This is a genomic window from Pseudonocardia autotrophica, assembly GCF_003945385.1.
Classification (GTDB): domain Bacteria; phylum Actinomycetota; class Actinomycetes; order Mycobacteriales; family Pseudonocardiaceae; genus Pseudonocardia; species Pseudonocardia autotrophica.
Genome location: NZ_AP018920.1, coordinates 6,629,037 through 6,653,859 on the forward strand (window position 1 = coordinate 6,629,037; position 24,823 = coordinate 6,653,859).

Consider the following 24,823-nt stretch of genomic DNA (forward strand, 5'->3'; position numbering starts at 1 on the left):
CCATGAGCACCGGAACCCGTCGCGGCCGACTCGCACTCGCCGGGCTGGAGCTGCTCCTCTACCTGTTCTGGGCCGGGTGCGACGTCGTGCTGGGGCTGGGCTTCGGCAGCGGGGGCTGGCAGGCGAGCGGCGCGGTCTTCGGCCTGCTCGTGGGCACGATCGTGCTCATCCGGTACCGGCCGGACGCGCGCCGGCAGCCGATCGCGGCGGTCGCGTTCGGACTGTCCGCGCTGGGCTCCGTCCTGGGGTGGATCACCGGTGGGCTCCCGTTCATCTCGCTGACCGAGATGTTCGCGCTCGCCGTGATCACCGTTGCGACGGTGCGCATCGCGCCGGTCCGGGTCGTGGTCGTGACGGCGGCGGTCTCGCTGGTGGTGATCGTCGGCATGCCGCTGATGCGGGTACCGACCAACGACAGCGAGGTCTTCGCCAGCCTGACCACCGTCGGCTGGGCCGGCACGATGGTCGTCGCGACCGCGCTGCGCGAGCTGTGGATGCGCCGTTCGGCGCAGCTCGCCCAGACCCGCAACGACGAACGTCTGGAGCTGGCCAGGGAGCTGCACGACACGGTCGCCCACCACGTCACCGCGATCGTGGTGGCCGCCCAGGCCGGGGTGGTCGTCGCGGGCAGCCGGCCGGAGGAGGCCGGCCGAGCGCTGGAGTCGATCGAGCGGGCCGGCGCCGAGGCCCTCGACGGCATGCGCCGGATGGTCGGGGTGCTGCGCTCGGGCCCCGACGGTGGCGCCGACCGTGCGCCCGGGCACGGCCTGGACGACATCGACGATCTCGTCGGCCGCTTCGACCCGACCCGCACCCGGGCCCGGCTGGAGATCTCGCCCGAGGTGCGCACGGCCACGTTCGGACCCGCGGTCGCCGCGACCGCGTTCCGGGTGGTCCGCGAGGCACTGACCAATGTGCACCGGCACGCCCCCGGCGCGACGGCGGTGTCGGTCGGGCTGCACCTGCAGGCGGGCAGACTGGTGACCGTGGTGCACAACGACGGGATCGGGACCGACAATCCGCTGCGCGACCCGGGCGGGTTCGGGCTGGCCGGGATGCGTGAGCGGGTCGAGGCCCTCGGCGGGTCGCTGCACGCCGGCCCGGACGGGCCCGGCCGGTGGATCGTCGTCGCCGAGGTGCCCGCCGGCGGCGGCCGGTGACCCCGATCCGGGTCCTGCTCGCCGACGACCAGGAGATGGTCCGCACCGGCTTCGGGCTGATCCTGTCCGCAGAGGACGGCATCGAGGTGATCGGCGAGGCCGCGACCGGTACCGACGCCGTCGCCAAGGCCCGCGAGCTGCGTCCGGACGTGGTGCTCATGGACGTCCGGATGCCCGGGATGGACGGGATCGCCGCGACCCGGGCGCTGTCCGCGGATCCCTACCCGCCGCGGATCGTGGTGGTCACGACCTTCGACCTGGACGAGTACGTCTACGGCGCGCTGCGCTCCGGGGCCTGCGGGTTCCTGCTCAAGACGGCCGGACCGCGGCTGCTGGTGGAGGCCGTGCGGGCCGCTGCGGCGGGGGACGCGCTGGTCTCGCCGACGGTCACCGTGCGGCTGCTGCAGCGGCTGACGGAGCCGGAGCCGGCCCGTGCCGACGTGCACAGCACGCTGTCACCGCGCGAGCTGGAGGTGGTCCGGGCGGTCGCGCGGGGCCGGACGAACTCCGAGATCGCGGGGGACCTGTTCGTGTCGCTGTCGACGGTGAAGACCCACATCGCCAACATCGGGTCCAAGCTGGACGCCCGCAACCGGGTCGAGATCGCAGCGTGGGCCTGGGAGAACAAGCTCGTGGAGTGAACCCGGCCGGGGCCGGGGCCCGCGGGGGTGCGTGCCGTGCGCTCAGCGCACGGCACGCAGCACCGGGGCCGGCCGGCGGGGGTGCGGGATGGCGGACAGCACCGCGCTGACGTCGCCCAGGGACTCCGGGAACGCCGTCGGCAACGCCGTCGCCGGGATCTCCGGCATCGGCAGGGCGTCGTCGGCGGCCGCGGCGGTCCGCTCGGACGCACGGGCGTCCCACAGCTCGAACAGCGGCTGCGCGGCCATGACCAGCAGCACGGCGAGGAACGGGATGACTGCGAGGATCGTGAGCACCATGGCCTCTACGGTGCCCGCCGGGGGTGGGTCGCCACATCGGCCGCGGGACCGGTTCCCGCAGGTCGACCCCTAGTACCGGGGTATGACTACCCGGACGACCTCGGGGTGAGTTCGGGGTCAGCCCCGGGGCACGTCCTCCGCCTCCACCGCCGACGGGTCCCACGAGTCGTCCGGGTTGCCCCAGCCGTTGCGGCGCAGCATCTTCTTCGCACCTCGCTGGTTGCGGCCCATCAGCCGGTCCAGGTAGAGGTAGCCGTCGAGGTGGTCGACCTCGTGCTGCAGGCAGCGGGCGAAGAAGCCCTTGCCCTCGACGTCCACCGGGTTGCCGTCGACATCGGTGCCGGTGACCCGGGCCCACTCGGCACGACCGGTCGCGAAGCTCTCGCCCGGGACCGACAGGCAGCCCTCCTGGTCGTCGTCGGGATCGGGCATGATCTCCGGGATCTCGCCGGTCTCCAGCACCGGATCGAGCACGTGGCCGCGGCGCATCGTCCGGGTCTCGGGATCCGGGCAGTCGAAGACGAACAGCCGCAGGTCGATCCCGACCTGGTTGGCCGCGAGCCCGACGCCGTTGGCCGCGGCCATCGTCTCGAACATGTCCTCGACGAGCGTGTGCAGCTCGTCCTCCCCGATGTCCGCCGCCCCGACCGCGCGGGTGGGCCGGTGCAACACGGGATCGCCGACCATGCGGATGCGCAGAACCGTCACCGTCGCAGGGTACGGTCGCGCCGCGCGGTACCCGCTCCGGGTGACGGTGCCGCCCCCGGCCGGTGGGTTTCGGGCGGAGCGGGGCGCGTCGCGACGGCTCGCCGTCGGTCCCGTGTGGTTCAATCCGACCTCGAATGACAGCCATGTCATTCCCATCGGCGGCGGCTCCGTGGCGGGCCATCGCCGTCAGTTCGTCGGCCGCTCGAGGAGCGTGATGGAGTCCGCTGGGTCCCTCTCGGAACGCCGCGGAGCGCACCGGCGCTCCGCCACCCCCTCCCGCGAGCTCGACCGCCGGGAGCGCGAGATCCTCGCGTTCGAGGCCCAGTGGTGGAAGTACGCGGGAGCCAAGGAGCAGGCGATCCGCGAGCTCTTCGACATGTCCGCGACCCGCTACTACCAGGTGCTGAACGCGCTGGTCGACAAGCCCGAGGCGATGGCCGTCGATCCGCTGCTCGTCAAGCGCCTCCGCCGGCTGCGTTCCAGCCGTCAGCGCACCCGCGCCGCCCGTCGCCTCGGCCTCGAGCCCTGAGCCTCCGAAGCCCGGAGGCAGTCGTGAGCCGCAGATCGAGCCCCTATCGGAGGTCATGATGACCGCACCCGCATCCGGCGGAATCTCGCCGCTGAAGATCGCCGGGATCGCACTGATCGGTGTCGGTGCGGTGGCCGGTGTCGTCGGGCTGTCCGGCCTCGGCGGCGGTGACGAGAACCCGCAGGCCGCACCGCCGTCCGCGACGGCCGATCCCACCCCCGGCGAGAACGGCGCGCCGCCCGCACCCGGTGCGGACGGAGCCGACGGGGCCGACGGCACCGACGGGGCGGCGCCCGCCCCCGGTGGCGACGGCGCCGACGGCGCACCCGGCACCTCCCCCTTCACCCCCGGCGCCCCGGGCACGCCCGGCGCACCCGGGTTCGACGGCGCCGGTGCCGCCGACACGCCGCCGCCGCCCGCGCCCGCCCCCGCACCGGGTGGCGCCGCCGCGAGCGAGGGTTCCGCCGCTGCGGTGCGCCCCGCCGTGCGGATCTACAACAACTCGACGGTCCGCGGTCTCGCCGAGCAGGCGGCGGGCAAGTTCCGCAGCAACGGCTGGAACGTCTCCCAGGTGCAGAACTACTCGGAGGGCGTGATCCCCGCGACCACCGTCTACTACCGGACCGGTACCGCCGAGAAGGCCGCGGCGGACGAGATCGCCCAGAAGTTCGGTATCCGCGCGGAGCCCCGCTTCGACGGCATCCAGGACGCGACGCCCGGCGTGATCGTGATCGTCACCCGGGACTTCTCGGCTGCCTGACACCGACCTGCTCCCCAGCGCGCCGACGACCCCGGACGGGACATCCCGCCCGGGGTCGTCGTCCGTCCGGGGTCAGTCGCTGCGCCGACGCGCGTAGGCCTCGAGCTCGGCGACCTGCTCCGGGTCCAGCGATGGCCGGACCGCCCGCCGGGCCGCCGTGACGTGCGCCGCGGTCACCTCGCCCGCCTCCAGCGACTCCCGCATCGCGGTCAGCGCGGCCTCGCGCAGCAGCGCCGCGCAGTCCGCTGCCGAGTAGCCGTCCAGGTCGCCCGCGAGCTCGTCGAGATCGACGTCGTCGCCGAGCGGGACGTCGCGTCCCGCGGCCCGCAGGATGTCGGCACGGGCCGCCGCGTCCGGCGGCGGGACGAACACCAGCCGCTCCAGCCGGCCCGGCCGCAGCAACGCCGGATCGATCAGGTCCGGCCGGTTCGTCGCCCCCACGACGACGACCTCGCGCAGCGGCGTCGCACCGTCCAGCTCGGTGAGCAGTGCCGCCACCACCCGGTCGGCGACGCCGGCGTCGGTCGATCCGCCCCGGCGCGGGGCGAGCGCATCGACCTCGTCCAGGAAGATCAGCGCGGGGGCGGCCTCCGCGGCCCGGCGGAACAGCTCCCGGACCGCACGCTCGGACTCCCCCACGTACTTGTCGAGCAGCTCGGCGCCCTTGACCGCGAACACGTTGAGATCGCCGGATCCGGCCAGCGCGCGCAGCAGGAACGTCTTGCCGCCACCGGGCGGGCCGTAGAGCAGCACCCCGCGCGGCGCGTCCACCCCGAGCCGGGCGAACGAGTCGGGATGGCGCAGCGGCCACAGCACCGCCTCGGTCAGCGACTGTTTGACCTCGGCCATGTCACCGACGTCGTCGAAGGTCAGGCCGCCGTGGCTCAGGGCCCCGCCGCCGGACAGCGAGATCGGCCGGACCGAGCCGACGGCGTCCAGCAGGTCCTGCTGCCGGACCTCCTCCACCTGATCGGCGCCGTCGCCCGCGCCGCGCAGGGCGGCGGCGATCGCCGCCTCGCGACGCACCGCGGCGAGATCGGCGACGACGAACCCGGGGGTCCGGGCGGCGATCGCGCCGAGATCGACGTCCCGGCCGCGTGGCACGTCGGAGAGCAGCCGCTCCAGCAGCGCCCGGCGGGTCGCGGTGTCCGGCAACGACACGGTGAGCTCGCGGTCGACCAGATCGGGAGCGCGCAGCCGTGGATCCAGTGACTCCGGCTCGGCGCTGGTGACGACGAGTGCCGGCCCGCCGGGCGCGGTCGCGGCGCGCAGCTCGTCGAGCACCAGGGTGGCCAGCGGGGGCGGGTTCGACGCGGGCAGCAGGGCGTGCGCGTCGTGCACCAGCAGCACGGCGGGCTCGTCCGCGGTCGGACGTGCCTGCGCGATCGCGGCCCGGACCCGCTCGGCGGCGGCCGCCGGTTCCAGCGCGGCGACCGCGGGGGCGACGAGCTCGACGCAGCGGGCCCCGGCCGCGGCGCCGGCGCTGCGCACCAGCGTCGCCTTGCCCACGCCCTCCGGGCCGCTGACGAGCACGCCGAGCCGCGCGTCCCCGCCGAGCCGGGTGAGCAGCTCGGGACGGCGGAACATCAGCTCCAGCCAGTCCAGGAGCCGCCGGGCGACGGGCTCGTTCGCGGCCAGGTCGTCGATCGACAGCGGCGGTGGTCCGGTCTCCGGCGCCGCCCCGTTCCCGGCAGCCCCGTTCCCGGCAGCCCCGGGCCCGGCGGCGGTGCCGGCTGAGGCGAAGCCCCTGGCGGGGGCGCCTGCCGGGGACCCGGTCGCGCCGCCCACGCCGCCCGGCCCGGCCGTGGCGGTCGCGGCGCCCCGGCCGGCCTGCACCGCGATCGTCCCGGTGTCCGCGCCGCCCTGCCAGCCGACCACGGTGGACGGCGCCACGACCACCGGGCCGCCGTCCGGGTCGGCGATCGCCACGGTCAGCAGCTCGGAGGTCCACGCGCCACCGACCGCCGTGGTCAGCGCGCGGCGCACCGAGTGCACGTCGGCGCCGGGCGGCGGGGCGATGTCCTGCGGCAGCAGCGAGACGGCGTCCCCCCGGACCAGTACCTTCCCCATCAGCGCGAGCCGCAGCGTGGCCGGGCCGACGGTCGCGGTCGCGAGCCGGGAGCCGATCAGCCGGACCTCCCTGGCCGCCGAGACCGCCGCCGGCGCGACGACGACCGCGGCGCCGTCGGTCAGGCCGGCGTTGGACAGGGTCACGTCGTCGAGCACGGCCTGGCCGTGCGGTGTCGCGGCGTCACCCGCGACGGCGAGCGCCGCCGTCCGCCGGGAGCCGGTGAGGGTCACCGCGTCCCAGGAGCGCAGGCCGAGCCCGGCGAGCACCTCGGGATGCAGCCGGATCACCCCGCGACGGGCGTCGGTGGCCGCCGGGGCCAGGCGTGCGACCAGGGTCAGCGAGGGGTCTCCCACCCGCATCACGCTAGTGGTCAGCGGCGGCGCAGCCCGAGGCGGCGCCCGGACCCGCGGGGGGCCGGGGCGACCCCCGGACCGTGCACCGCCCGTCCGTTGCCCGCCCGGCCGGTGTCCGCACGCCCGGCGTCCGCACGGCCGTTCTCCCGGCGGGCGGCGCCGTCCGGGTCCAGCCTGCGCCGGACCCCCCGCGCCATCGCGCCGGCCCGGCCGGCGACCCGGCGGCGCAGCGGTGGCCGGAGGCCGAGGTGCCGGGCCGAGCGGGCCGCCCGGGCGACGGCCCGGCGCTGGCGCGTCGGGACGTCCCACGCCTCCGGGTGCCGGGCCAGCCAGCGGTACCGGTACGCGGTGTAGGGAAGCAGCAGCAGGTAGCCGGTCGCGGCGATCGTGATGCCGAGGAAGGGCACCGTGAACAGTGCCGCCGCGATCACCCCGACACCGACGAGCAGCGGGGCGATCGCCCGCTGCGGGACCCGGACCGTCTTGAGCGACACGGTCGGGATCCGGCTGACCATCAGACCGGCGGTGAACAGCGCCCAGACCGCGACCACCGGCTCGGCCGACCACCAGCCGGGCCCCAGGTGCAGCCACAGGTAGAGCGGGATGCCTGCCGTCATGGCCGCGGCCGGCGCCGGGACACCGACGAAGAACTCCCGCGCGAACGGCGGGGCCTGGTCGTCGTCGAGCAGGGTGTTGAACCGGGCGAGCCGCAGCGCCATGCAGACGGCGAACACCAGCGCGACGATCCAGCCGGCCCGGGTGTCCTCGAACGCCCAGATGTAGATCACCAGCGCCGGTGCGACGCCGAACGACACCAGATCGGCGAGCGAGTCCAGCTCGGCGCCGATCCGGCTGGAGGCGTCGAGCAGGCGGGCGAGGCCGCCGTCCAGGGCGTCGCAGAGCGCCGCCGCGAGCACCGCGCCGATGGCCATGTCGAACCGGCCCTGCAGGGCGAAATAGACGGCGGACAGGCCCGCGCACAGGTTGAGCACGGTGACCGCGTTGGGCAGCAGTCGCACGCCGGCCGGGTACCCCTTCTCCGGAGGCCCGATCGTCATCCGCTCAGCCCTCCGCCGGGACGACACCGAGCACGGTCTCGGCCCCGACGGTGCGCTGGCCCGGCCGGACCAGCGGCAGTGTCCCCGGAGGGAGGTAGGTGTCGACCCGGGAGCCGAACCGGATGAGGCCGAACCGCTCGCCGGCCGCGACCTCGTCGCCCGTCGACAGCCCGCAGACGATCCGGCGGGCCAGCAGGCCTGCGATCTGCACGACACCGACCCGGAACCCGGCATTGGCGGCGTGGAAGGTGATCGCGTTGCGCTCGTTGTCCTCGCTCGCCTTGTCCAGGTCGGCGGAGAGGAACCTGCCCGGTTCGTAGCGGACGCCGACGACGCGTCCGTGCACCGGTACCCACTGCACGTGCACGTCCAGCACCGTCAGGAAGATCGACACCCGCGGGTGCGGCACCCGTGGCAGGTCGAGCTCGGCGGGCGGGACGACCTCGGTGACGGTCGCGACGGTGCCGTCGGCGGGCGCGAGCACCGCGCCCGGCCGCTGGGTCGGGGTCCGCACCGGATCCCGGAAGAACAGCGCGGTGGCGCCGGTCGCGAGCAGCCCGGGCAGCGCGCCCCGGCCGCTGAGTGCGCGCACCCCGGCGGCGACGAGCGCGACCGCGGCGACGATCGGCCGGCCCCCTGGGTGCATCGGCGGGATCGCGTCGCGGACCAGACGAACGATGTGGGTCGGCGAGGTCCCGGTTCCTTCGGCCATGGCGGGTCGTCGGCTCCTGATGATCCGGTTGGGGATCGCCACGCTACGCGGGGCCCGACGGCCCTCGTCCGGCGGGACGACCGCACCCCCGTGCGGACCGGCGACGGCGCACTGGCACGATCGCCCGCTCCCGGGCAGGAAAAGGGCCGGGGCCGCCGTCCCCCGAGACGACGACCCCGGCCTTGGAACCGCTCGTCCGCTCCCCAGCGACGGGCGGTGGGTCCTGTGCTGTGAAGGGGTTACCCCTTCACGACAAAAGTATTCCTCCCCGACGACCGGCAGTCCAGATCACGATGGATGTCCACCGTGATCTACCTCTTTCGGCCGAACGCCTACACGGATAGACGTCGCTCGCGGTGAGATCGTTGCCCCGTCTGCCTATGATGTGGGACACACTTTCAGCCCAGCCCTGGCGCCGGGCGGGTGACACCCCATCGCAGAGCGCAGTCCTGCGGCAACGTCACGCCGGACGCCACCCCGGCCACCGGCGACCGTTCGGCGCGATCAGGGGTCGCCTACGGCTCGATCAACCAGGCCGCGACGGGTGATCCGTCGGCCACCGTCGTCACGTCCGCGGGTACGTCGATCAGGCAGTCGGCGCGGGCCAGCGCCGCGATCAGGTGCGAGCCGGTGGAACCGATCTCCGCGACCGTCCCGGTGGTCGCGTCCAGCACGCCGCGCCGGAACTGCCGCTTGTCCGCCGGGGACGACAGCTCCCCCGACAGCCGGACGGTCACCACCGGGCGGTGCGGGGCCGGATGTCCCATCGCGGCCCGCAGCGCGGGCCGCACGAACGCCTCGAACGACACCAGGGAGCTGACCGGGTTGCCGGGCAGCGTCGCTACCGCGACGGACACCTCACCGAGATCCAGCCGTCCGCAGCCCTGCGGACCGCCGGGCTGCATCGCGACCTTCCCGAACCGGACACCGTGGCCGGTCATCGCGTCCTTCACGACCTCGTAGGCCCCGGCGCTCACCCCGCCGGAGGTCAGGACCAGATCGGGGCGCGTGGCGGCAGGCGACGCGATGATCCGCTCGGCCAGCACCGCACGGAAGCGGTCGACGTCGTCCGGGACGAACGAGAGCAGCTCCGCGGTCGCGCCCGCCTCCCGGACGGCGACCGCGAGCATCGTCCCGTTGGACTCGTAGATCTGCCCCGGTGCGAGCGGCTCGCCGGGGGCGACCAGCTCCGAGCCGGTGGACAGGACCAGCACGTGCGGCCGGCGGTGCACCGCGAGGTCCGGGCGGCCGACCGCGGCGGCCAGTCCGATCTGCGGCGCCGCGAGCACCGTGCCGGCGCGCAACAGTACCGCCCCGGCGGTCGTGTCCTCGCCCTCCCGGCGGACGTAGGCGCCGGAATCGGGCGCGGCGGAGATCCGCACCCGCTCGGTCCCGCCGTCGGTCCGCTCGACCGGCACGATCGCGTCGGCGCCCCCCGGGAGCGGCGCGCCGGTCATGATCCGGGCGACCGTGCCCGGCGCCAGCGGCGGCACCGACGTGCGCCCGGCCGGGATGTCCTCGGCGACCGGCAGCGTCACCGGGGTGTCGTCCGATGCGCCGGTGAGTTCGGCGGCCCGCACCGCGTAACCGTCCATCGCGGAGTTGTCGAACGGCGGCAGCGCCACGCCGGCGGTCATGTCCTCGGCCAGCACCCGCCCGCTCGCCTCCGCCAGCGGGACCCGCTCCACGCCGGTCGGCGGGAGCAGCGCGGCGATCGCGGCGGCGTGCTCGGCAACCGATCGCGGACCGGAGTTCGACCAGGTGGGTGCGGTGGTCATGGGGTCATCCTGCCCCCGCGGCCGGGCGGCCGGCATTCGGACCCCGTCGCTTGCACTCACCACACCCGAGTGCTAGAAACGGGCACAGCACCCACTGGCACTCGTGTCCGTGGAGTGCCAGGTCGGGTCGGTGAGGCCGGCGCAGGGTAGCCGGCCGTCCGTCGCGGGCACCGCACCCGATCACTCGACTCACCTCTATCGGAGGGCAACACCCCCATGGCGAAGCAGATCGCGTTCGACGAGGAGGCCCGTCGGGGCCTCGAGCGGGGCATGAACACCCTCGCCGACGCCGTCAAGGTGACGCTGGGCCCGAAGGGCCGCAACGTCGTCCTGGAGAAGAAGTGGGGCGCGCCGACCATCACCAACGATGGTGTGTCGATCGCCAAGGAGATCGAGCTCGAGGACTCCTGGGAGAAGATCGGCGCCGAGCTGGTGAAGGAGGTCGCCAAGAAGACCGACGACATCGCCGGTGACGGCACCACCACCGCCACCGTGCTGGCCCAGGCGCTGGTCCGTGAGGGCCTGCGCAACGTGGCCGCCGGCGCGAACCCGATGTCGCTCAAGCGCGGCATCGAGAAGGCCACCGAGGCCGTCTCCCAGGCGCTGCTGAAGAGCGCCAAGGAGGTCGAGACCAAGGAGCAGATCGCGGCCACCGCGTCGATCTCCGCCGCCGACAAGCAGATCGGCGAGCTCATCGCCGAGGCGATGGACAAGGTCGGCAAGGAAGGCGTCATCACGGTCGAGGAGTCGCAGACCTTCGGGCTCGAGCTCGAGCTCACCGAGGGCATGCGCTTCGACAAGGGCTACATCTCGCCCTACTTCGTGACCGACGCCGAGCGGATGGAGGTCGAGCTCGAGGACCCCTACGTCCTGCTCGTCTCGTCCAAGATCTCGACGGTCAAGGACCTGCTCCCGCTGCTGGAGAAGGTCATGCAGTCGGGCAAGCCGCTGGCGATCATCTCCGAGGACGTCGAGGGCGAGGCCCTGGCCACCCTGGTCGTCAACAAGATCCGTGGCACCTTCAAGTCCGTGGCCGTCAAGGCGCCGGGCTTCGGTGACCGCCGCGAGGCGATGCTGGCCGACATGGCCATCCTCACCGGTGGCGAGGTCATCTCGGAGAAGGTCGGCCTCAAGCTCGACACCGCCGACCTGTCGCTGCTGGGCACCGCCCGCAAGGTCGTGGTGACCAAGGACGAGACCACCATCGTCGACGGCGCCGGTGACGCCGACCAGATCGCCGGCCGGGTCGCCCAGATCCGCGCCGAGATCGACCGCACCGACTCCGACTACGACCGCGAGAAGCTCCAGGAGCGCCTCGCGAAGCTGGCCGGTGGCGTCGCTGTCATCAAGGCGGGCGCGGCCACCGAGGTCGAGCTCAAGGAGCGCAAGCACCGCATCGAGGACGCCGTCCGCAACGCCAAGGCGGCCGTCGAGGAGGGCATCGTCGCCGGCGGCGGCGTCGCCCTGATCCAGGCCGGTGCCGGCCTGTTCGAGGGCCTCGGCCTGGACGGTGACGAGGCCACCGGCGCGAACATCGTCAAGGTCGCGCTGGAGGCTCCGCTCAAGCAGATCGCCATCAACGCCGGCCTCGAGGGCGGCGTCGTGGCGGAGAAGGTCCGCAACCTGCCGACCGGTGAGGGCCTCGACGCCGCCACCGGCGAGTACAAGGACCTGGTCAAGGCCGGAATCATCGACCCGGCCAAGGTCACCCGCTCGGCGCTGCAGAACGCAGCCTCGATCGCGGCGCTGTTCCTGACCACCGAGGCGGTCATCGCCGACAAGCCGGAGAAGGGCGGCGGCGCCCCCGCCGACCCGACCGGCGGCATGGGCGGCATGGACTTCTGATCCAGGCCCCACCCAGCACTGCACCATCCGCGAGGGCGGTACCGGTTCACCGGTGCCGCCCTCGCGGCGTGTGCGGACCGCGATGTGCCTCAGTGCGCGGACGGACGCGGGCCCGCGAGCTCCGTGCCCGGCCCGGCACCCGGCTCCGGGCACAGGCCGGTGCGAGGTGTCGTGGCCGCCGCAGGGGCGAGCGCCGCAGCTGCCGCGACAGCCCGTGCGTGCAACGCGGCGCGCAGCTCGGCGGGCTCCAGCACCTCGATCTCCGGGACCAGCGACCAGATCGACGCAGCGGCGTGCCGCAGATCCCCGAACGCCGCTGTGACCTCCAGGACGTCGCCGGACGCGCACTCCGACTCGACGGTCATCGGCTCCAGCCGTTCACGCCGCGCGACTGGCAGCCGCAACCGGACCCGCACTCCCGGGTGCCGGCTCCGGAAGTCGGCCCTCCTGCGCAGCCACAGCTCCTCCAGATCGACGCCGTCGGGGCGGTGCGCCGGTTCGTCCAGCGGCTCGGCCGCCTCGATCCGGGACACCCGGTAGGTGCGATCCACGCCGTCGCGCAGCGCCAGCAGATACCAGCGCCCGGACGCCTGGACGAGTCCGATCGGGTCGACGACACGCTCGGTCGCCCCACCCCGGCCCGCGCCGGCTGGGCCGTCCGTACCGGCCGGGCCGCCGGGCCGGTAGCGCATCCGTAGCCGGGTACCACCGAACACCGCCTGCTGGACGGCGGTCAGGACCGGGACGGGACCGGGATCCGCCGGATCGCGCAGCAGCCCGCCCTGCCGGACCAGCACCCGTTCCGCCGCACCGACGGCCTCGGCACGCGCCCGGTCCGGCATGGCCGCCACCACTTTCCGGATGGCCGACGAGAATTCGCTGTGCAGGCCGAGCGCACCGGATGTCGCGGACGATCCCGAGGTCAGTAGAGCCACCGCCTCGCCAGGGGTGAGGCCGGTGAGATCGATGGAGAAGCCCGGCAGCAGGGCGAAACCTCCGTAGCGGCCACGCTCGGCGTAGACCGGGATGCCGGCGACGGACAGGGCCTCGACGTCGCGCAGCACGGTCCGCTCCGACACCTCCAGCTCGGCGGCCAGGTCGGCAGCGGTCATCCGGCCCCGGTACCGCAGCAGCAGCACCAGCGAGAGCAGTCGATCCGCGCGCACGGCTCCGAGCGTTCCAGAGAGGCCCGGCAGAGACATCCGGCGGAGACAATCCGGCAGCGACATCCGGCAGCGACATCCGGCAGAGACATCGGACGGCGTGGCCATACCTGACAGGAGATGTCGTGATTCGGCGACAGGGTCGTCGTCATGACGAACGAGACGACGTCCACCATCGCTCCCGAGATCCCGGCCGGGGACCCGCGGCCGCTCTACTTCCGGGCCCTGGACTGGGTCGCCGCGCTGGCCGGCGCGGTTCCGCACGACCGGATGGCCGATCCGACACCGTGCCACGGGTTCGACACCCGCACACTGCTCGCGCACCTGGTGACCACGGTGCGCCGTCCGGCGGCGATCGCCGCCGGCACCGACCCGATGGCCGCACCGCTGGTCAGCGAAGACGTCCTGCCCGATCCGGCCACCGCCTACGTGGCCGAGGCCGCCGCGCTCCGCGCCGCCTGGTCGGCACCGGGCGGGGAGGTCCCGCTCGATCGGACCGTCCGGCTCGCGTTCGGCGAGGTTCCCGTTCGCGTCGCGCTGTGGGCCTTCCTCAACGAGACGCTGGTGCACGGCTGGGACCTCGCCGTCGCGACCGGGCAGAACCCGGAGGCCGACCCGGACCTCGCGGCCGCGGCGCTCGCCGCGGCACGAGTCCTGCTCCCGGCCGAGCCGCGCGGCGGACCGGTTCCCTTCGCGGCGGTGGTCGATCCGGCGCCCGGCGCCGGTCCGACCGAGCGCCTCGCCAACTGGTCGGGTCGCCGCCGCCGGTGACGACCGGGCCGACGGGCGGTCCGCCGGCCCGTCGAGTCGTCGTCGCCGAGCCGACCGGTCTCCCGTCCGGCGCCCGGCGGCACCGGCCTCACCCGACCGGCGCGATCAGCCAGATGGCCAGGTAGATCAGCGCCGCGGCGCCGCCGGTGGCCAGGGTCGCCACCAGGAAGAGGATCCGGAGCAGGGCCGGGTCGGCTCCCAGGTCCGCGGCCAGCCCGCCACAGACCCCGGCGAGCATCTTGTCGGTGGCGCTGCGGCGCAGCCGGAACGAGGCCAGCCGCTCGCCGACGCCGGGGGTCGCGGTGCCCGCGGCGCCGTCCGTGCGGGGCGGGGTCGTACCGGTTGCCGTACCGGCATCGGGGCCGGTGGTGGGCTCGGGGCCGGCGGCCGGATCGGAGGTGCTGCCTGCGGTGTTCTGCGTTGTGGTGTTCTGCGTTGTGGTGTTCTGCGCGGTGGTGTCCATGCATCAGAGATTGCCCGGCGCCCGGCCCCGCGGACTCCGGATCGACCCGGAGACCGACCCGGACCCCGAACCCCCGGGCTCAGGGACGCCGGACCCGCTCGCCCCGGGTCGGTGTGCCGGTCAGCCGGCGTCCGGGAGCGCCGGACCGAGCAGGTCGTCGGCGTCCACGATCCGGTAGGCGTAGCCCTGCTCGGCCAGGAACCGCTGCCGGTGCGCCGCGTAGTCGGTGTCCACGGTGTCCCGGGAGACGACCGAGTAGAAGTGCGCCTGCCGGCCGTCGCCCTTGGGACGCAGCAGCCGACCGAGCCGCTGCGCCTCCTCCTGGCGGGACCCGAAGGTGCCGCTGACCTGCACCGCGACCGTCGCCTCCGGCAGGTCGATGGAGAAGTTCGCGACCTTGGAGACGACCAGCCGGTCGATCTCGCCGTTGCGGAACTGGTCGAACAGCCGCTCCCGCTCCCGGTTGCGGGTCGAGCCCTGCACGATCGGCGCGTCCAGCTTCTCGCCCAGCTCCTCGAGCTGCTCGAGGTAGGCGCCGATGACCAGGGTCGGCTCGCCGCGGTGCCGGTCCAGGATCGCCTGGACGACGTTCAGCTTGGTGCGCGCCGTCGCCGCCGACCGGTACCGCTCCTCCGAGTCGGCCGTCGCATAGGTCATCCGCTCGGCGTCGGTCAGCGTGACCCGCACCTCGATGCACTCGGCCGGGGCGATCCAGCCCTGCGCCTCGATGTCCCGCCACGGCGCGTCGTAGCGCTTCGGGCCGATCAGCGAGAACACGTCGCCCTCGCGGCCGTCCTCCCGGACCAGCGTCGCGGTGAGCCCGAGCCGGCGACGGGACTGCAGGTCCGCCGTCATCCGGAACACCGGGGCCGGCAGCAGGTGCACCTCGTCGTAGACGACCAGACCCCAGTCCCGGGAGTCGAACAGCTCCAGGTGCCGGTACTCGCCCTTGGTCTTGCGCGTGACGACCTGGTACGTGGCGATCGTGACCGGGCGGATCTCCTTGCGCTCCCCGGAGTACTCACCGATCTCGTCCTCGGTGAGCGACGTCCTGGCCACCAGCTCCCGCTTCCACTGCCGCCCGGCGACCGTGTTGGTGACCAGGATCAGCGTGGTCGCCCCGGCGCGGGCCATCGCGGCCGCACCGACCAGGGTCTTGCCCGCGCCGCAGGGCAGCACGACCACACCCGAGCCGCCGTCCCAGAACCCGTCCACCGCCTGCTGCTGGTAGTCGCGCAGCGTCCAGTCGTCCTGCACCAGGTCGATCGGGTGCGCCTCACCGTCGACGTAGCCGGCCAGGTCCTCCGCGGGCCAGCCGACCTTGAGCAGCGCCTGCTTGAGCCTGCCCCGCTCGGAGGGGTGGACCACGACGGTGTCGTCGTCGACCCGGGTGCCCAGCATCGGGCTGATCTTCTTCTGCCGGAGGATCTCCTCCAGCACCGCGCGGTCCAGCGCCGTCAGCACCAGCCCCTGGGTGGGGTGGTTGGACAGCTGCAGCCGCCCGTAGCGGCCCATCGTGTCGACCACGTCGACCAGCAGCGGCTGGGGCACCGGGTAGCGGGCCCACCGGACGAGCGCGTCGACGACCTGCTCCGCATCGTGACCGGCGGCACGCGCGTTCCACAGCGCGAGCGGGGTGACCCGGTAGGTGTGCACGTGCTCCGGGGCCCGCTCCAGCTCGGCGAACGGGGCGATCGCCGCCCGCGCCTCCGCCGAGTCCGGGTGGTCGACCTCGAGCAGAAGGGTCTTGTCGGATTGCACGATCAGTGGACCGTCGGTCACGGAACGGATCCCTTCGACGTCGGAAATCGGAGCAGTGCAAGACCGCCGGGCGACGAGCGGAGACGAGCGGTCGACGTGCGTCACGTCACGTGATCGGACGGTGAGGGCCGCTACGCCGCTCGGGACCACCCCGTCATGGGGGCTAGACTCCTGAGCCGTCCGTCCTGCACAGACGAGACCCTGCACGATCATATCCGCCCGGTTCCCCCGGAGCGCGGCAACCGCCGCATCCGTGTCGGCGCGGAGACGGTCGGGAGGGTCCGTCGTGACCCGAAAGGCGCACCGGACCCGCTGATGCTCCCCCTCCGCGACGCCACACGGCCGCCCCGGCCGCCCGCCGACCGCCGGGACCACCCGGGAGCGCCCATGCCCGTGCCCGGACCGGAGACCGACAGGGAGACCTCGCCGTGACCACCGTGACCAACACGGAACGCCCGAGCACCCTCTCGGAGCGACTCGACCCCCGGAACTGGAGCCTGGTCACCAAGCTGGTGGTCGTGGGCCTGGTTCCGACGGTGCTCGCGCTGAGCATCGGTGCGATCCGGGTCGTCGACCAGGCCAACGTCGCCGAGGAGCTCGGCCGCGGGAGTGGCCTGGTGGACGTCCACCGGCAGATCGACACGCTCACCGGGGCGTTGCAGGCGGAACGGGACGTGGCCGCCACCTTCGTCGCCGGGAACCGGCTCGGGGACCGCGCGCAGATCGACGGCGCGCAGGCCACGACCGACGAGGCACTGCGGGAGACCACCGCGCAGCTCGACGCCGCGGAGGAGCAGGAGCCGCAGCTGGCCACCGCCCGCCGGCAGGCCGAGACGACGCTGGGCCAGCTCCCGGTGATCCGCTCGCAGGTCGCGGACGGCCCGACCCCCGCTGCCGACGTGACCACCCGCTACACCTCGATCGTGCAGCGCACACTCGCGCTGGACCGGGCACTGGTCGGCCGTCTGCAGACCGCCGACACGGCCGGTCTGACCACCGCGATCGCCGCCGGTGCGACCGCCCGCGAGTCGCTCCAGCTGGAGCGCACGGTCGTGAACGGCGCGCTCGCGTCCGGACAGCTCGACGAGGCCCAGCGGGCCCTGATGAACTCCGCCGAGGCCGCCTTCCGGACCGCCGCCGGTGACGTCGCGCTCGCGCTGCCCCAGGACCAGGCCGGCGCGTTCGGCGACTTCGCCGCCGGACCGGCCGACACCGAGCGGACCGCGCTGCGCGACCAGGTCCTCGCCACTCCCGCCGGTCAGGCGCCGCAGGTCGACGCGGCCGCGTGGAACGCCGCGGTGGACCGTTCGACGCAGGCGGTCGACGAGTCGACGCAGGCCGCGGAACAGGCGTTCGTCGGCCAGCGGAACGCCGCCGCGGAGCAGGCGGGCAACACCGCGGGCCTCAACTCGGTGCTGCTGATGCTGACCCTGCTGCTCACCGGCGGCATCATCCTGCTGCTGGGCAGGCAGATGGTCCGCTCGCTGCGGCTGCTCCGTACCTCGGCGCTGGACGTCGCGGAGCGCAAGCTCCCGGCCGCGGTCGAGGGTATGCGCTCCGGCCAGGCGCCGAACGCGCTGGTGGAGCCGGTGCCGCTGGACAGCCGGGACGAGATCGGCGAGGTCGCCAGGGCGTTCGACGCGGTGCACGGCCAGGCGATCCGCCTGGCGGCCGACCAGGTCGCGCTGCAACAGAACGTCAACAGCATGTTCGTCAACCTGTCCCGGCGCTCGCAGGCGCTCGTCGAGCGCCAGCTGCAGCTGATCGAGCAGCTGGAGAGCAACGAGCAGGACCCGGACCAGCTGTCCAACCTGTTCCAGCTCGACCACCTCGCGACCCGTATGCGACGCAACAGCGAGAACCTGCTGGTGCTCGCCGGCACCGATCTCGCCAAGCGGAACGTGGCGCCGGTGCAGGTGGTGGACGTGCTGCGGGCCGCGGTGTCCGAGGTCGAGCAGTACCAGCGGGTCGTCGTCCAGACCCCGCCGAACGCCACGATCGCCGGTCGCGCCGCGAACGACCTCGTGCACCTGCTGGCCGAGCTGCTGGACAACGCGACGAACTTCTCCCCGCCGGACTCCCAGGTCGTCATGAGCACGACCCGGACCGCCGACGAGTCGCTGCTGATCGAGATCTCCGACCGCGGTGTCGGCATGCTCGACGCCGAGCTGTCCGACGCGAACCAGCGGCTCTCCGGCCCGGCCGAGGTCGACGTCTCGGCGTCGCGCCGGATGGGGCTGTTCGTGGTCGGCCGGCTCGCCGCGCGGCACCGGATCGGTGTCCGGCTGGCATCGGCGGCCATCGGGGGTGGATCCGGCGGGCTGAGCGCCTCGGTGACCGTCCCGACGAATCTCGTGCCCTCGGCACAGCTGCCCGAGCCGCGCCGCGACGGTGGCCCCGCCGCCTTCCCGGCGCCGGTCCAGCAGCCCCCGCAGGCACAGCTCCCGCCCGCCCCGGAGCCGCCGGAGCCCGCCACCCCGCGCCCGGCGCCGGAGGCCGGCGACCGCCGGGTCGCGGTCAACGGCGCAGGCCGCGGTGGGTCGCTGCCGTCGATGGTCGCCGGCTCCGACGGGCCGCTGACCCCGACGTTCGAGGCCGGCAGCACCGTCACCGGCGGGTCCCGCAACGGCTCCGCCGCGGCACTGCCGACCCGGCGGCCGGGTTCGTCACTGCGCAAGAACGCCCCGGAAGCCGCCGGTGATGCGGTGAACGGGACGGAGATCGCGCCGAACGGGGCCGCCCCGACCGGGCTGCAGGCGTTCGCGCCGTCCCCGGAGGCACCGGCGACCGAGGGGCGCACCCCGGCCGACGTCTTCACCCCCATCGACGACACGGCCACCGGCGGATCGGCCACCGGCACCGGCGACACCCCGGCCGGCGGCGGCCTCCCGCCGCAGGGCCCCGGGCCGGACCGGCCCGGCACGCCGCCGGTCTCCACCGGTGACGACGACGAGCCCGGCCCGGACGAGGACCCCGCCGGGGCCGAGTCCGACGCGACCACCCCCGAGGACCAGGACACGCCGGAGCGCTCCGGCGTGGGCCCCGCGGCCGCCCTCGGACTCGGTGGTGCGTTCGCGGCTGCGGCCGCGGCCCGCTCCGGTGAGCGCGACCTCGACGACACCGTCGTCATGGACGCCGCCACCGGTGACGGCCCGCCGCCCGCCGCGGCCGACGGTGACCGCGACGGCAGCGACAGCCACGACGGCGACGTCCATGACGGCGATCTCCCCGGCAGCGGTCTCAACAGCAGCGATCCCAACGGCAGCGATCCCAACGGCAGCGGCCAGGACGCCGGAGCCCACGACACAGCCCGCGACGGCGAGGAGACTCCCGCAGCGGCTGTCGCCGGTACCGGGGCCGCGGCGGAGACCACACTCGAGGCCGCCGAGACGCGCGGGGACACCGCCGACGCGGACGAGGCGACCGTCGCCGACTCCGACCGGTCCGCGGACAGCCGGGACGACAGCGACACCACAGCCGACACAGCAGGCGCCGCCGCAGACGACACGGCAGACGACACGGCGTACGGCACCGGGGGCGACACCAGGAGCGACGCCGTCGCCGCCGGTACCGCCGACGCGCCCGCCGGGACCGGGCAGCCGACGGCAGCCACGCCCGGCCCGGACGCCGAGGGCGAGGCCGAGGGTCAGAACGCCCCGGCCGCTGCTGCTGGTGCTGCTGGTGCTGCTGCCGTGCCCGGCACGGCGCCGGACATCAGGCCGGGCAGCAGGCCGGATGCAGGGCCCGAGGCCGGTCCCGAGGCGCCCGACGACGCCTCGACCGCGACCACCTCGATCCCCACGGTCCGGCCCTCGGGCCGGGAGCCGATGGGTGGCCCGCCCGGAACCCGCCCGAACGGCGTCCGGCCCGGCCCGTCGCCGCGACCGGTGATGCCCGGTGCGGCACTGCCCACCCGCCGGCCCTCGCCGGGCCCCGGACGGGGCGGCCCCGCGCAGCGCCCGGACGGCCCGCCCACGCACGCCCCGAACGGTGCCCCGCTGCCCAAGCGGCAGGTCACCGCGCGCGGCCCGGTCGACGGCGGGCCCCCCGCCGGACGTCCGGGGCCGACCCAGGACGAGCTGTTCGCGCCGAAGGTGCCGGTCGAGGGCGACCGCGGCCAGCTGCGTCGCCCGGGAGCGTTGGAAGCGGCCCGGTCGCAGAACGGCTTCGACATGAGCCAGACCACGCCGATCTTCGACGACATCGCCTCGGCGTGGTTCCGTTCGAACCGCTCGGTGCCGGTCCGCTGGCAGGACGGCTCGCCCGCCCAGGCCGACGGCCCGGCCGTGCAGCCCGATGCGCCGTCCGGGCAGCCCGGTACGGGAGGCGGTTTCTCCTCCCCCGCCGACGACGCCTGGCGGCAGGCCCGCGAGGTCGCCGGCGAGGAGACCGGGACCGACGATGCGGACGAGACCACCTCGGCCGGCCTGCCCAAGCGGCGACCGCGCGCGCGGTTGCTCCCCGGCAGTGCGGCAGGATCCACCGTGCTCAGCCCCGCTCCGGCAGGCGAGTCGCGCAACGCGGAGAGCGTGCGCGGCCGGCTGGCGAGCTACCAGCAGGGTGTACGCCAGGGCCGGGAGAGCGCTTCCAGCAGGCAGTACGCCTCACGTACCACGACCGACGGCACCCCCGAGCCGTCCGGTGACCGAACGAACCAGTCCGACCCTGAGGAGAACCAGTGAGGGCACCGCAGGCACAGCCCAGCCAGAGCCGTTTCGGCTGGTTGGTCACCAACTTCGCAGAGCGTGTCCCCGGGGTCGCGCACGCGATCGTGGTGTCGGCCGACGGGCTGCTGCTCACCGCGTCGGACCGGCTCCCCCGCGACCGCGCCGACCAGCTGGCAGCCGTCGCATCCGGCCTGATCAGCCTGACCCAGGGTGCGGCCCGCTGCTTCGACGCGGGCGGTGTGGTGCAGACCGTGGTCGAGATGGACCGCGGGATCGTGCTGCTGATGTCCATCAGCGACGGTTCCTGCCTGGCGGTGCTCGCGTCGCCGAGCTGCGACATCGGCCTGGTCGGCTACGAGATGACGCTGCTGGTCGACCGGGTCGGCCAGCTCCTCACCCCGGAGCTCCGCGCGGAGCTGCAGGGCTCCTTCGGACCCTGAGAACACGTCATGACCCCCATCGCAGCAGGATCGGCCAGGGTAGGTGAGATCCGATGACACAGGACCCGGGTGGGCAGGGGCCCGAGCCCACGTTCGCCGACGTCATGAACGGGTTCAGCCTGGACTCCAAGCGCAAGCCCAGGAAGCGGCGATGGGGTTGGGGCCGGGCCGACGACGAGGCGCCGGAGGAGGGCTCCGCGCAGGAGCCACCGCCGTCGCCCGCCGAGATGACCGGGCCGATCGGCGAGCCGATCCGCGGGTCGGCGGCCTACGGGCTGCCGCCCACCCCGGGTGAGCGGGACGCGAGTCGCGGCGACCCGGCCACCTCGTACCCGGGTCCGGGACCCGCGGCGGCGACGCCGCCCCCGCCCGCTGCCGGTGGGGCCTCGTTCGTGCGGCCCTACGCGTGGACCCGTGGCCGCACGAAATCGGGTTACGAGCTGGCCGTCGAGACCCTCGTCTCGGTCAGCAGCCGGGCCCGCAGCCAGCTCGAACGGCTACCGATGGAGCACCGCACCGTCGCCGACCTGCTGGCCGAGCAGACCCGCTCGGTCGCCGAGGTCGCGGCGCTGCTCTCGCTTCCGCTGGGCGTGGCCCGGGTGCTGCTCGGGGACATGGCCTCGAGCGGCACGGTGACCGTTCACCAGACCGCGAGCACCCCCGGCAACGTGCCGGACCTCGCGCTGATGGAAAGGGTGTTGAGTGGACTCCGTCGGCTCTAGGCCACAGCCGCCACAGCCGCCCAGGCCCGTCGCGCGTGCCGCGACGATGTCGGCCAAGATCGTCGTGGCAGGTGGGTTCGGCGTCGGCAAGACCACGTTCGTCGGATCGGTCTCGGAGATCATGCCGCTGACCACCGAGGCGGTGATGACCGAGGCGAGTGCGTCGCACGACGACCTCTCGGCCACCCCCAACAAGCGGTCGACGACCGTCGCGATGGACTTCGGCCGTGTCTCGCTGGACTCCGACCTGGTGCTCTACCTGTTCGGCACGCCCGGCCAGCAGCGCTTCTGGTTCATGTGGGACGACCTGGTCCGCGGCGCGATCGGCGCCGTCGTGCTGGTGGACACCCGGCGGCTCGCCGACTCGTTCGCCGCGATCGACTTCTTCGAGGACCGCAACCTGCCCTACGTGATCGGGGTGAACATCTTCGACGGGCACCTGCAGCACGAGCTGGAGGACGTCCGGGAGGCGATGTCGATCGATCCGGCGGTCCCGATGGTGGTGTGCGACGCCCGGCACCGGCAGTCGACCAAGGAGACCCTGATCGCGCTGGTCCAGCACGCCATGCACCAGCGGATGACCGCCGGCGCCCGCTGACTAACGCTCCACCGGCGCGATCGACGTGATCCGGTGCAGCTGGATCCGGCGCAGCTCACCGTCGAGCGCGTCGCGGCCCTCGACCACGCCCCCGCCCACCGAGGTGGGGGCGAGTACCCGATCGCCCGCGACGCCGTGGCTGTCGACGAACCCGATCCAGACGGTCCGGCCCTCACGCACCGCCGCCTGCAACGACGCCAGGTTCCCGGTGGATCCGGTGGCCTCCCGGCGGCCCACGACGCTGTCCCGCACCCCGGCGAGCGCGTCCCCCGCCCGCAGCCGCTCCACCAGCTCGTCGGTCCGGTCGGCGGTGCCGTCGCTCCCGACGGCCCCGGTACGCGGGGCCGCTCCGCGCCGCCGCGACTCCGCCCGCCTGCCCCGGACGGCCAGATCGAGCACCGCGCCGCCGGCGTCCTCCGCGGCCGGGCTGAACCCGGCCGCCCGCAGCCCGTCCAGCACCTCGGCCAGCGGCAGCGAGCTGACCAGCACGGTCGGCGCGATCCGGCGCAGTCCCAGCTCCGCGGTGCCCTCCTTGGCCAGCACCTCGGAGAGCAGCACCTCGTCGTCGGAACGCAGGAAGCAGGCCACGGCGGCACCGCGCAGCCGGCCGTGCCGCCGGGCGACGTCGTCGACCAGGTAGGTGAGGGTCTGCGGGACCGGCGTCCGGGACCGCCGCTCGAGGACGTCCTTCACGTCCTCAGCGGTCCGGCCGGTGTCGAGCGCGCGACGCAGGCTCCGCTCGGTGAACCGGTACACGGTGGCCCCGCCCGCCGACTCGACCTCGGCCAGCGACGACAGCTCGTGCGCCAGGTCGGCGGACAGCCGGCCGGGCGCGACCGCGGTCAGGTCGGCCTGCAGCAGGATCTCCTCGATCGGGGCGGGCAGTGCCGTGTGCAGCGCGGCCGCCACCGCGGTCGGGTTGCGGGCCTCCCGGGTCGCCGGATCGAGCAGCACCCGTCCGGCGGTGGTCAGCGCGTCGAGCGCCACGACGCCGATGGTGGTCGCCTCGGCGACCGTCCAGCCGACCAGCTCGTCGCGCAGCCGGCCACCGCGCCGCGGCGCCGCCCAGGCCAGGATCCGGGCCAGGTCCGGTGCAGAACCCACCGAGGTGCCCGCGGGCAGGTCGGCGAGCGACTGCAGGATCCGGCGCCGGTCGCGCGGCGCCGGCGGCCTGCGTGGCCCGTCGGAGAGCGCGGTGATCGGCTTGTCGGCGTCGTCCCGGCGGCCGACCAGGCCGGGCAGCCGGGGCAGCTCCAGCCAGGTCCGGGCCAGCACCGCCCAGCGCGACTCCTCCGGTGCGCTGCCCCAGATGTCCGAGGTGGGGGTCGGGAGCCACTCCGGTGTGCTCGACTCGCTCTCCCCGATCAGGTCGGCGCCGTGCAGGATCTCCAGGATCAGCGCGGCCGTCGCCTCGTCGGTGCCGGCCTCCTTCGCCGCCCGGCGCAGGTCGCGCACCCCGAACCCACCGGACCGCAGCACGCCCGGCCCGTCGGCCGCCAGGAACTCCAGCACCAGATCGACCCGGCGCAGGAACTCCAGCGCCGCACCGGCACCGGTGCCGTCCACCACGGACGGATCCCGCTCGCGCAGCGGGACGTCCGGCCGGGACAGATCGAGCGGGCCCATCGGCCGGTCGCCACGCAGCGCGAGCGCGACCTGCCGCGGCAGCTCCACGGTGTCGGCGTCGCGGCGCAGCAGCAGCCCGCGCGCGACCAGCGCGCCGACCGCGCCGGACCCGTCGCCGGCACTGCGCGAGCGGCCGATCGGCGGCCCCTTGGCCAGCACCTCGATCACCTTGCGTTCCTCGGGTGTGGTGTCGGCCAGCAGCGCGTCCAGTTCGGAGGTGGCCGCCGGGCCCGCCACCTCCCGGCCGAGCCCGGCCGGGAACGGCCCGATCACCTCGGCGGCGGCCGGGACCGCGGAGAGCGCGTCGTCCGGGCCCCACACCAGAGCCCGGTCCCGCAGCGGGGCGACTCCCTCGGTGAAGGTCGGCCCGTCGACGTCCGGGCCCAGCCAGCCGCGCGGACCGGCCGTCGCCGACGTCCCGTCGACCGGGGAGCGGGTCGCACCGGCCAGCACGAGCGCCTCCAGCACGGTCAGCGCGACCGTGCCGAGCTCCTCACAGGCACGCTGCACCGACGCCCGGATGGAGGCCCGGGTCGCCAGCACCGTGAGATCACCGGGCGGGGGGACGGCGAGGTCCGGGCGCGCACGGAGCAACGCGGCGAGGAACCCGTCGTCCTGCCCGCGCAGCCACTCGACCAGGGACGTCTGCACCACCGCCAGGGTAGTCGGGTGGCGCGCGCCGCACCGGGGCGGACAG

General features: G+C 74.5%; 20 protein-coding genes. 10 read left to right on the top strand and 10 right to left on the bottom strand.

Annotated elements, in window-relative coordinates; translation table 11 throughout:
- Window positions 1–2 precede the first annotated feature (2 nt).
- Window positions 3–1,160: a sensor histidine kinase gene (locus tag Pdca_RS30810; RefSeq protein ID WP_085910479.1), complete on the top strand. Its 1,158-nt coding sequence runs from the start codon at window positions 3–5 to the stop codon at window positions 1,158–1,160.
- Entirely contained in the window at window positions 1,157–1,801 is a 645-nt protein-coding gene (locus tag Pdca_RS30815; protein ID WP_269462824.1) for a response regulator, read from the top strand. Before Pdca_RS30810 ends, Pdca_RS30815 begins: the two co-directional genes overlap by 4 nt.
- A 42-nt stretch (window positions 1,802–1,843) precedes the next feature.
- Here Pdca_RS30815 and Pdca_RS30820 read toward each other — a convergent pair whose 3' ends face one another.
- Window positions 1,844–2,101, bottom strand: coding sequence for a hypothetical protein (locus tag Pdca_RS30820; RefSeq protein ID WP_085910478.1), 258 nt, complete (start codon window positions 2,099–2,101; stop codon window positions 1,844–1,846).
- Between the two features lie 117 nt (window positions 2,102–2,218).
- Window positions 2,219–2,809, bottom strand: a complete 591-nt coding sequence (locus Pdca_RS30825; protein ID WP_085910477.1) for a peptide deformylase — start codon at window positions 2,807–2,809, stop codon at window positions 2,219–2,221.
- Window positions 2,810–3,023: 214 nt separating this feature from the next.
- Between Pdca_RS30825 and Pdca_RS30830 the strand changes: the two genes are divergently transcribed.
- Both Pdca_RS30830 and Pdca_RS37675 read left to right on the top strand, forming a co-directional pair.
- Window positions 3,024–3,338, top strand: a complete 315-nt coding sequence (locus tag Pdca_RS30830; protein WP_085910476.1) for a DUF3263 domain-containing protein — start codon at window positions 3,024–3,026, stop codon at window positions 3,336–3,338.
- 58 nt (window positions 3,339–3,396) lie between these two features.
- A complete protein-coding gene (locus Pdca_RS37675; RefSeq protein ID WP_125911624.1) occupies window positions 3,397–4,098 on the top strand; it encodes a LytR C-terminal domain-containing protein in 702 nt (233 codons plus the stop codon).
- Window positions 4,099–4,170: 72 nt separating this feature from the next.
- Here Pdca_RS37675 and Pdca_RS30840 read toward each other — a convergent pair whose 3' ends face one another.
- The 4 genes from Pdca_RS30840 to moeA form a co-directional block, all read right to left on the bottom strand.
- Complete coding sequence (locus Pdca_RS30840) at window positions 4,171–6,522, bottom strand: AAA family ATPase (protein WP_232021300.1); 2,352 nt, start codon at window positions 6,520–6,522, stop codon at window positions 4,171–4,173.
- 17 nt (window positions 6,523–6,539) lie between these two features.
- Window positions 6,540–7,580: a CDP-diacylglycerol--serine O-phosphatidyltransferase gene (gene pssA, locus Pdca_RS30845; RefSeq protein ID WP_085910473.1), complete on the bottom strand. Its 1,041-nt coding sequence runs from the start codon at window positions 7,578–7,580 to the stop codon at window positions 6,540–6,542.
- Window positions 7,581–7,584: 4 nt separating this feature from the next.
- Complete coding sequence (locus Pdca_RS30850) at window positions 7,585–8,292, bottom strand: phosphatidylserine decarboxylase (protein WP_085910472.1); 708 nt, start codon at window positions 8,290–8,292, stop codon at window positions 7,585–7,587.
- A gap of 515 nt (window positions 8,293–8,807) precedes the next feature.
- Window positions 8,808–10,070 carry a molybdopterin molybdotransferase MoeA gene (moeA, locus tag Pdca_RS30855; protein ID WP_179956588.1) on the bottom strand — a complete coding sequence of 421 codons (1,263 nt, stop codon included), beginning with the start codon at window positions 10,068–10,070 and terminating at the stop codon, window positions 8,808–8,810.
- Window positions 10,071–10,286: 216 nt separating this feature from the next.
- Here moeA and groL point away from each other — a divergent pair, with 216 nt between their 5' ends.
- A complete protein-coding gene (gene groL, locus Pdca_RS30860) occupies window positions 10,287–11,915 on the top strand; it encodes a chaperonin GroEL (protein WP_085910470.1) in 1,629 nt (542 codons plus the stop codon).
- Between the two features lie 89 nt (window positions 11,916–12,004).
- Here groL and Pdca_RS30865 read toward each other — a convergent pair whose 3' ends face one another.
- Window positions 12,005–13,081: a helix-turn-helix transcriptional regulator gene (locus Pdca_RS30865; RefSeq protein ID WP_085910469.1), complete on the bottom strand. Its 1,077-nt coding sequence runs from the start codon at window positions 13,079–13,081 to the stop codon at window positions 12,005–12,007.
- 147 nt (window positions 13,082–13,228) lie between these two features.
- Between Pdca_RS30865 and Pdca_RS30870 the strand changes: the two genes are divergently transcribed.
- Complete coding sequence (locus tag Pdca_RS30870; protein ID WP_085910468.1) at window positions 13,229–13,849, top strand: TIGR03086 family metal-binding protein; 621 nt, start codon at window positions 13,229–13,231, stop codon at window positions 13,847–13,849.
- Window positions 13,850–13,937: 88 nt separating this feature from the next.
- On the opposite strand, the gene Pdca_RS37865 is transcribed toward Pdca_RS30870, so the two are convergent.
- Together Pdca_RS37865 and Pdca_RS30880 are read right to left on the bottom strand one after the other, a co-directional pair.
- Complete coding sequence (locus tag Pdca_RS37865) at window positions 13,938–14,312, bottom strand: PspC domain-containing protein (protein ID WP_085910467.1); 375 nt, start codon at window positions 14,310–14,312, stop codon at window positions 13,938–13,940.
- Window positions 14,313–14,432: 120 nt separating this feature from the next.
- The gene (locus Pdca_RS30880) at window positions 14,433–16,094 is read right to left on the bottom strand and encodes a DNA repair helicase XPB (protein WP_085910466.1); all 1,662 of its coding nucleotides are present in this window, start codon (window positions 16,092–16,094) and stop codon (window positions 14,433–14,435) included.
- 407 nt (window positions 16,095–16,501) lie between these two features.
- Here Pdca_RS30880 and Pdca_RS30885 point away from each other — a divergent pair, with 407 nt between their 5' ends.
- From Pdca_RS30885 to Pdca_RS30900, 4 genes are read left to right on the top strand one after another with little or no spacing between them, the layout of a single operon-like run.
- The gene (locus Pdca_RS30885) at window positions 16,502–20,755 is read left to right on the top strand and encodes a nitrate- and nitrite sensing domain-containing protein (protein WP_085910465.1); all 4,254 of its coding nucleotides are present in this window, start codon (window positions 16,502–16,504) and stop codon (window positions 20,753–20,755) included.
- Complete coding sequence (locus Pdca_RS30890) at window positions 20,752–21,180, top strand: roadblock/LC7 domain-containing protein (RefSeq protein ID WP_085910464.1); 429 nt, start codon at window positions 20,752–20,754, stop codon at window positions 21,178–21,180. Before Pdca_RS30885 ends, Pdca_RS30890 begins: the two co-directional genes overlap by 4 nt.
- Before the next feature lie 53 nt (window positions 21,181–21,233).
- Window positions 21,234–21,902 (top strand): DUF742 domain-containing protein, encoded by a 669-nt coding sequence (locus Pdca_RS30895; RefSeq protein WP_085910463.1) that lies wholly within the window; start codon window positions 21,234–21,236, stop codon window positions 21,900–21,902.
- Window positions 21,883–22,500, top strand: coding sequence for a GTP-binding protein (locus tag Pdca_RS30900; RefSeq protein ID WP_373865532.1), 618 nt, complete (start codon window positions 21,883–21,885; stop codon window positions 22,498–22,500). Before Pdca_RS30895 ends, Pdca_RS30900 begins: the two co-directional genes overlap by 20 nt.
- Here the strand turns inward: Pdca_RS30900 and Pdca_RS30905 are convergent, their stop codons facing one another.
- On the bottom strand, window positions 22,501–24,780 hold the full coding sequence (locus tag Pdca_RS30905) for a helicase-associated domain-containing protein (protein ID WP_085910461.1): 2,280 nt from the start codon (window positions 24,778–24,780) through the stop codon (window positions 22,501–22,503).
- Window positions 24,781–24,823 lie beyond the last annotated feature (43 nt).

Excerpts from the sequence above, each read along its gene's own strand:
- Pdca_RS30810 (WP_085910479.1), top strand. The coding sequence starts at position 3 with ATGAGCACCGGAACCCGTCGCGGCCGACTCGCACTCGCCGGGCTGGAG.
- Pdca_RS30820 (WP_085910478.1), bottom strand. The coding sequence starts at position 2,101 with ATGGTGCTCACGATCCTCGCAGTCATCCCGTTCCTCGCCGTGCTGCTG.
- Pdca_RS30830 (WP_085910476.1), top strand. The coding sequence starts at position 3,024 with ATGGAGTCCGCTGGGTCCCTCTCGGAACGCCGCGGAGCGCACCGGCGC.
- Pdca_RS37675 (WP_125911624.1), top strand. The coding sequence starts at position 3,397 with ATGACCGCACCCGCATCCGGCGGAATCTCGCCGCTGAAGATCGCCGGG.
- pssA (WP_085910473.1), bottom strand. The coding sequence starts at position 7,580 with ATGACGATCGGGCCTCCGGAGAAGGGGTACCCGGCCGGCGTGCGACTG.
- Pdca_RS30850 (WP_085910472.1), bottom strand. The coding sequence starts at position 8,292 with ATGGCCGAAGGAACCGGGACCTCGCCGACCCACATCGTTCGTCTGGTC.
- moeA (WP_179956588.1), bottom strand. The coding sequence starts at position 10,070 with ATGACCACCGCACCCACCTGGTCGAACTCCGGTCCGCGATCGGTTGCC.
- groL (WP_085910470.1), top strand. The coding sequence starts at position 10,287 with ATGGCGAAGCAGATCGCGTTCGACGAGGAGGCCCGTCGGGGCCTCGAG.
- Pdca_RS30870 (WP_085910468.1), top strand. The coding sequence starts at position 13,229 with ATGACGAACGAGACGACGTCCACCATCGCTCCCGAGATCCCGGCCGGG.
- Pdca_RS37865 (WP_085910467.1), bottom strand. The coding sequence starts at position 14,312 with ATGGACACCACCGCGCAGAACACCACAACGCAGAACACCACAACGCAG.
- Pdca_RS30895 (WP_085910463.1), top strand. The coding sequence starts at position 21,234 with ATGACACAGGACCCGGGTGGGCAGGGGCCCGAGCCCACGTTCGCCGAC.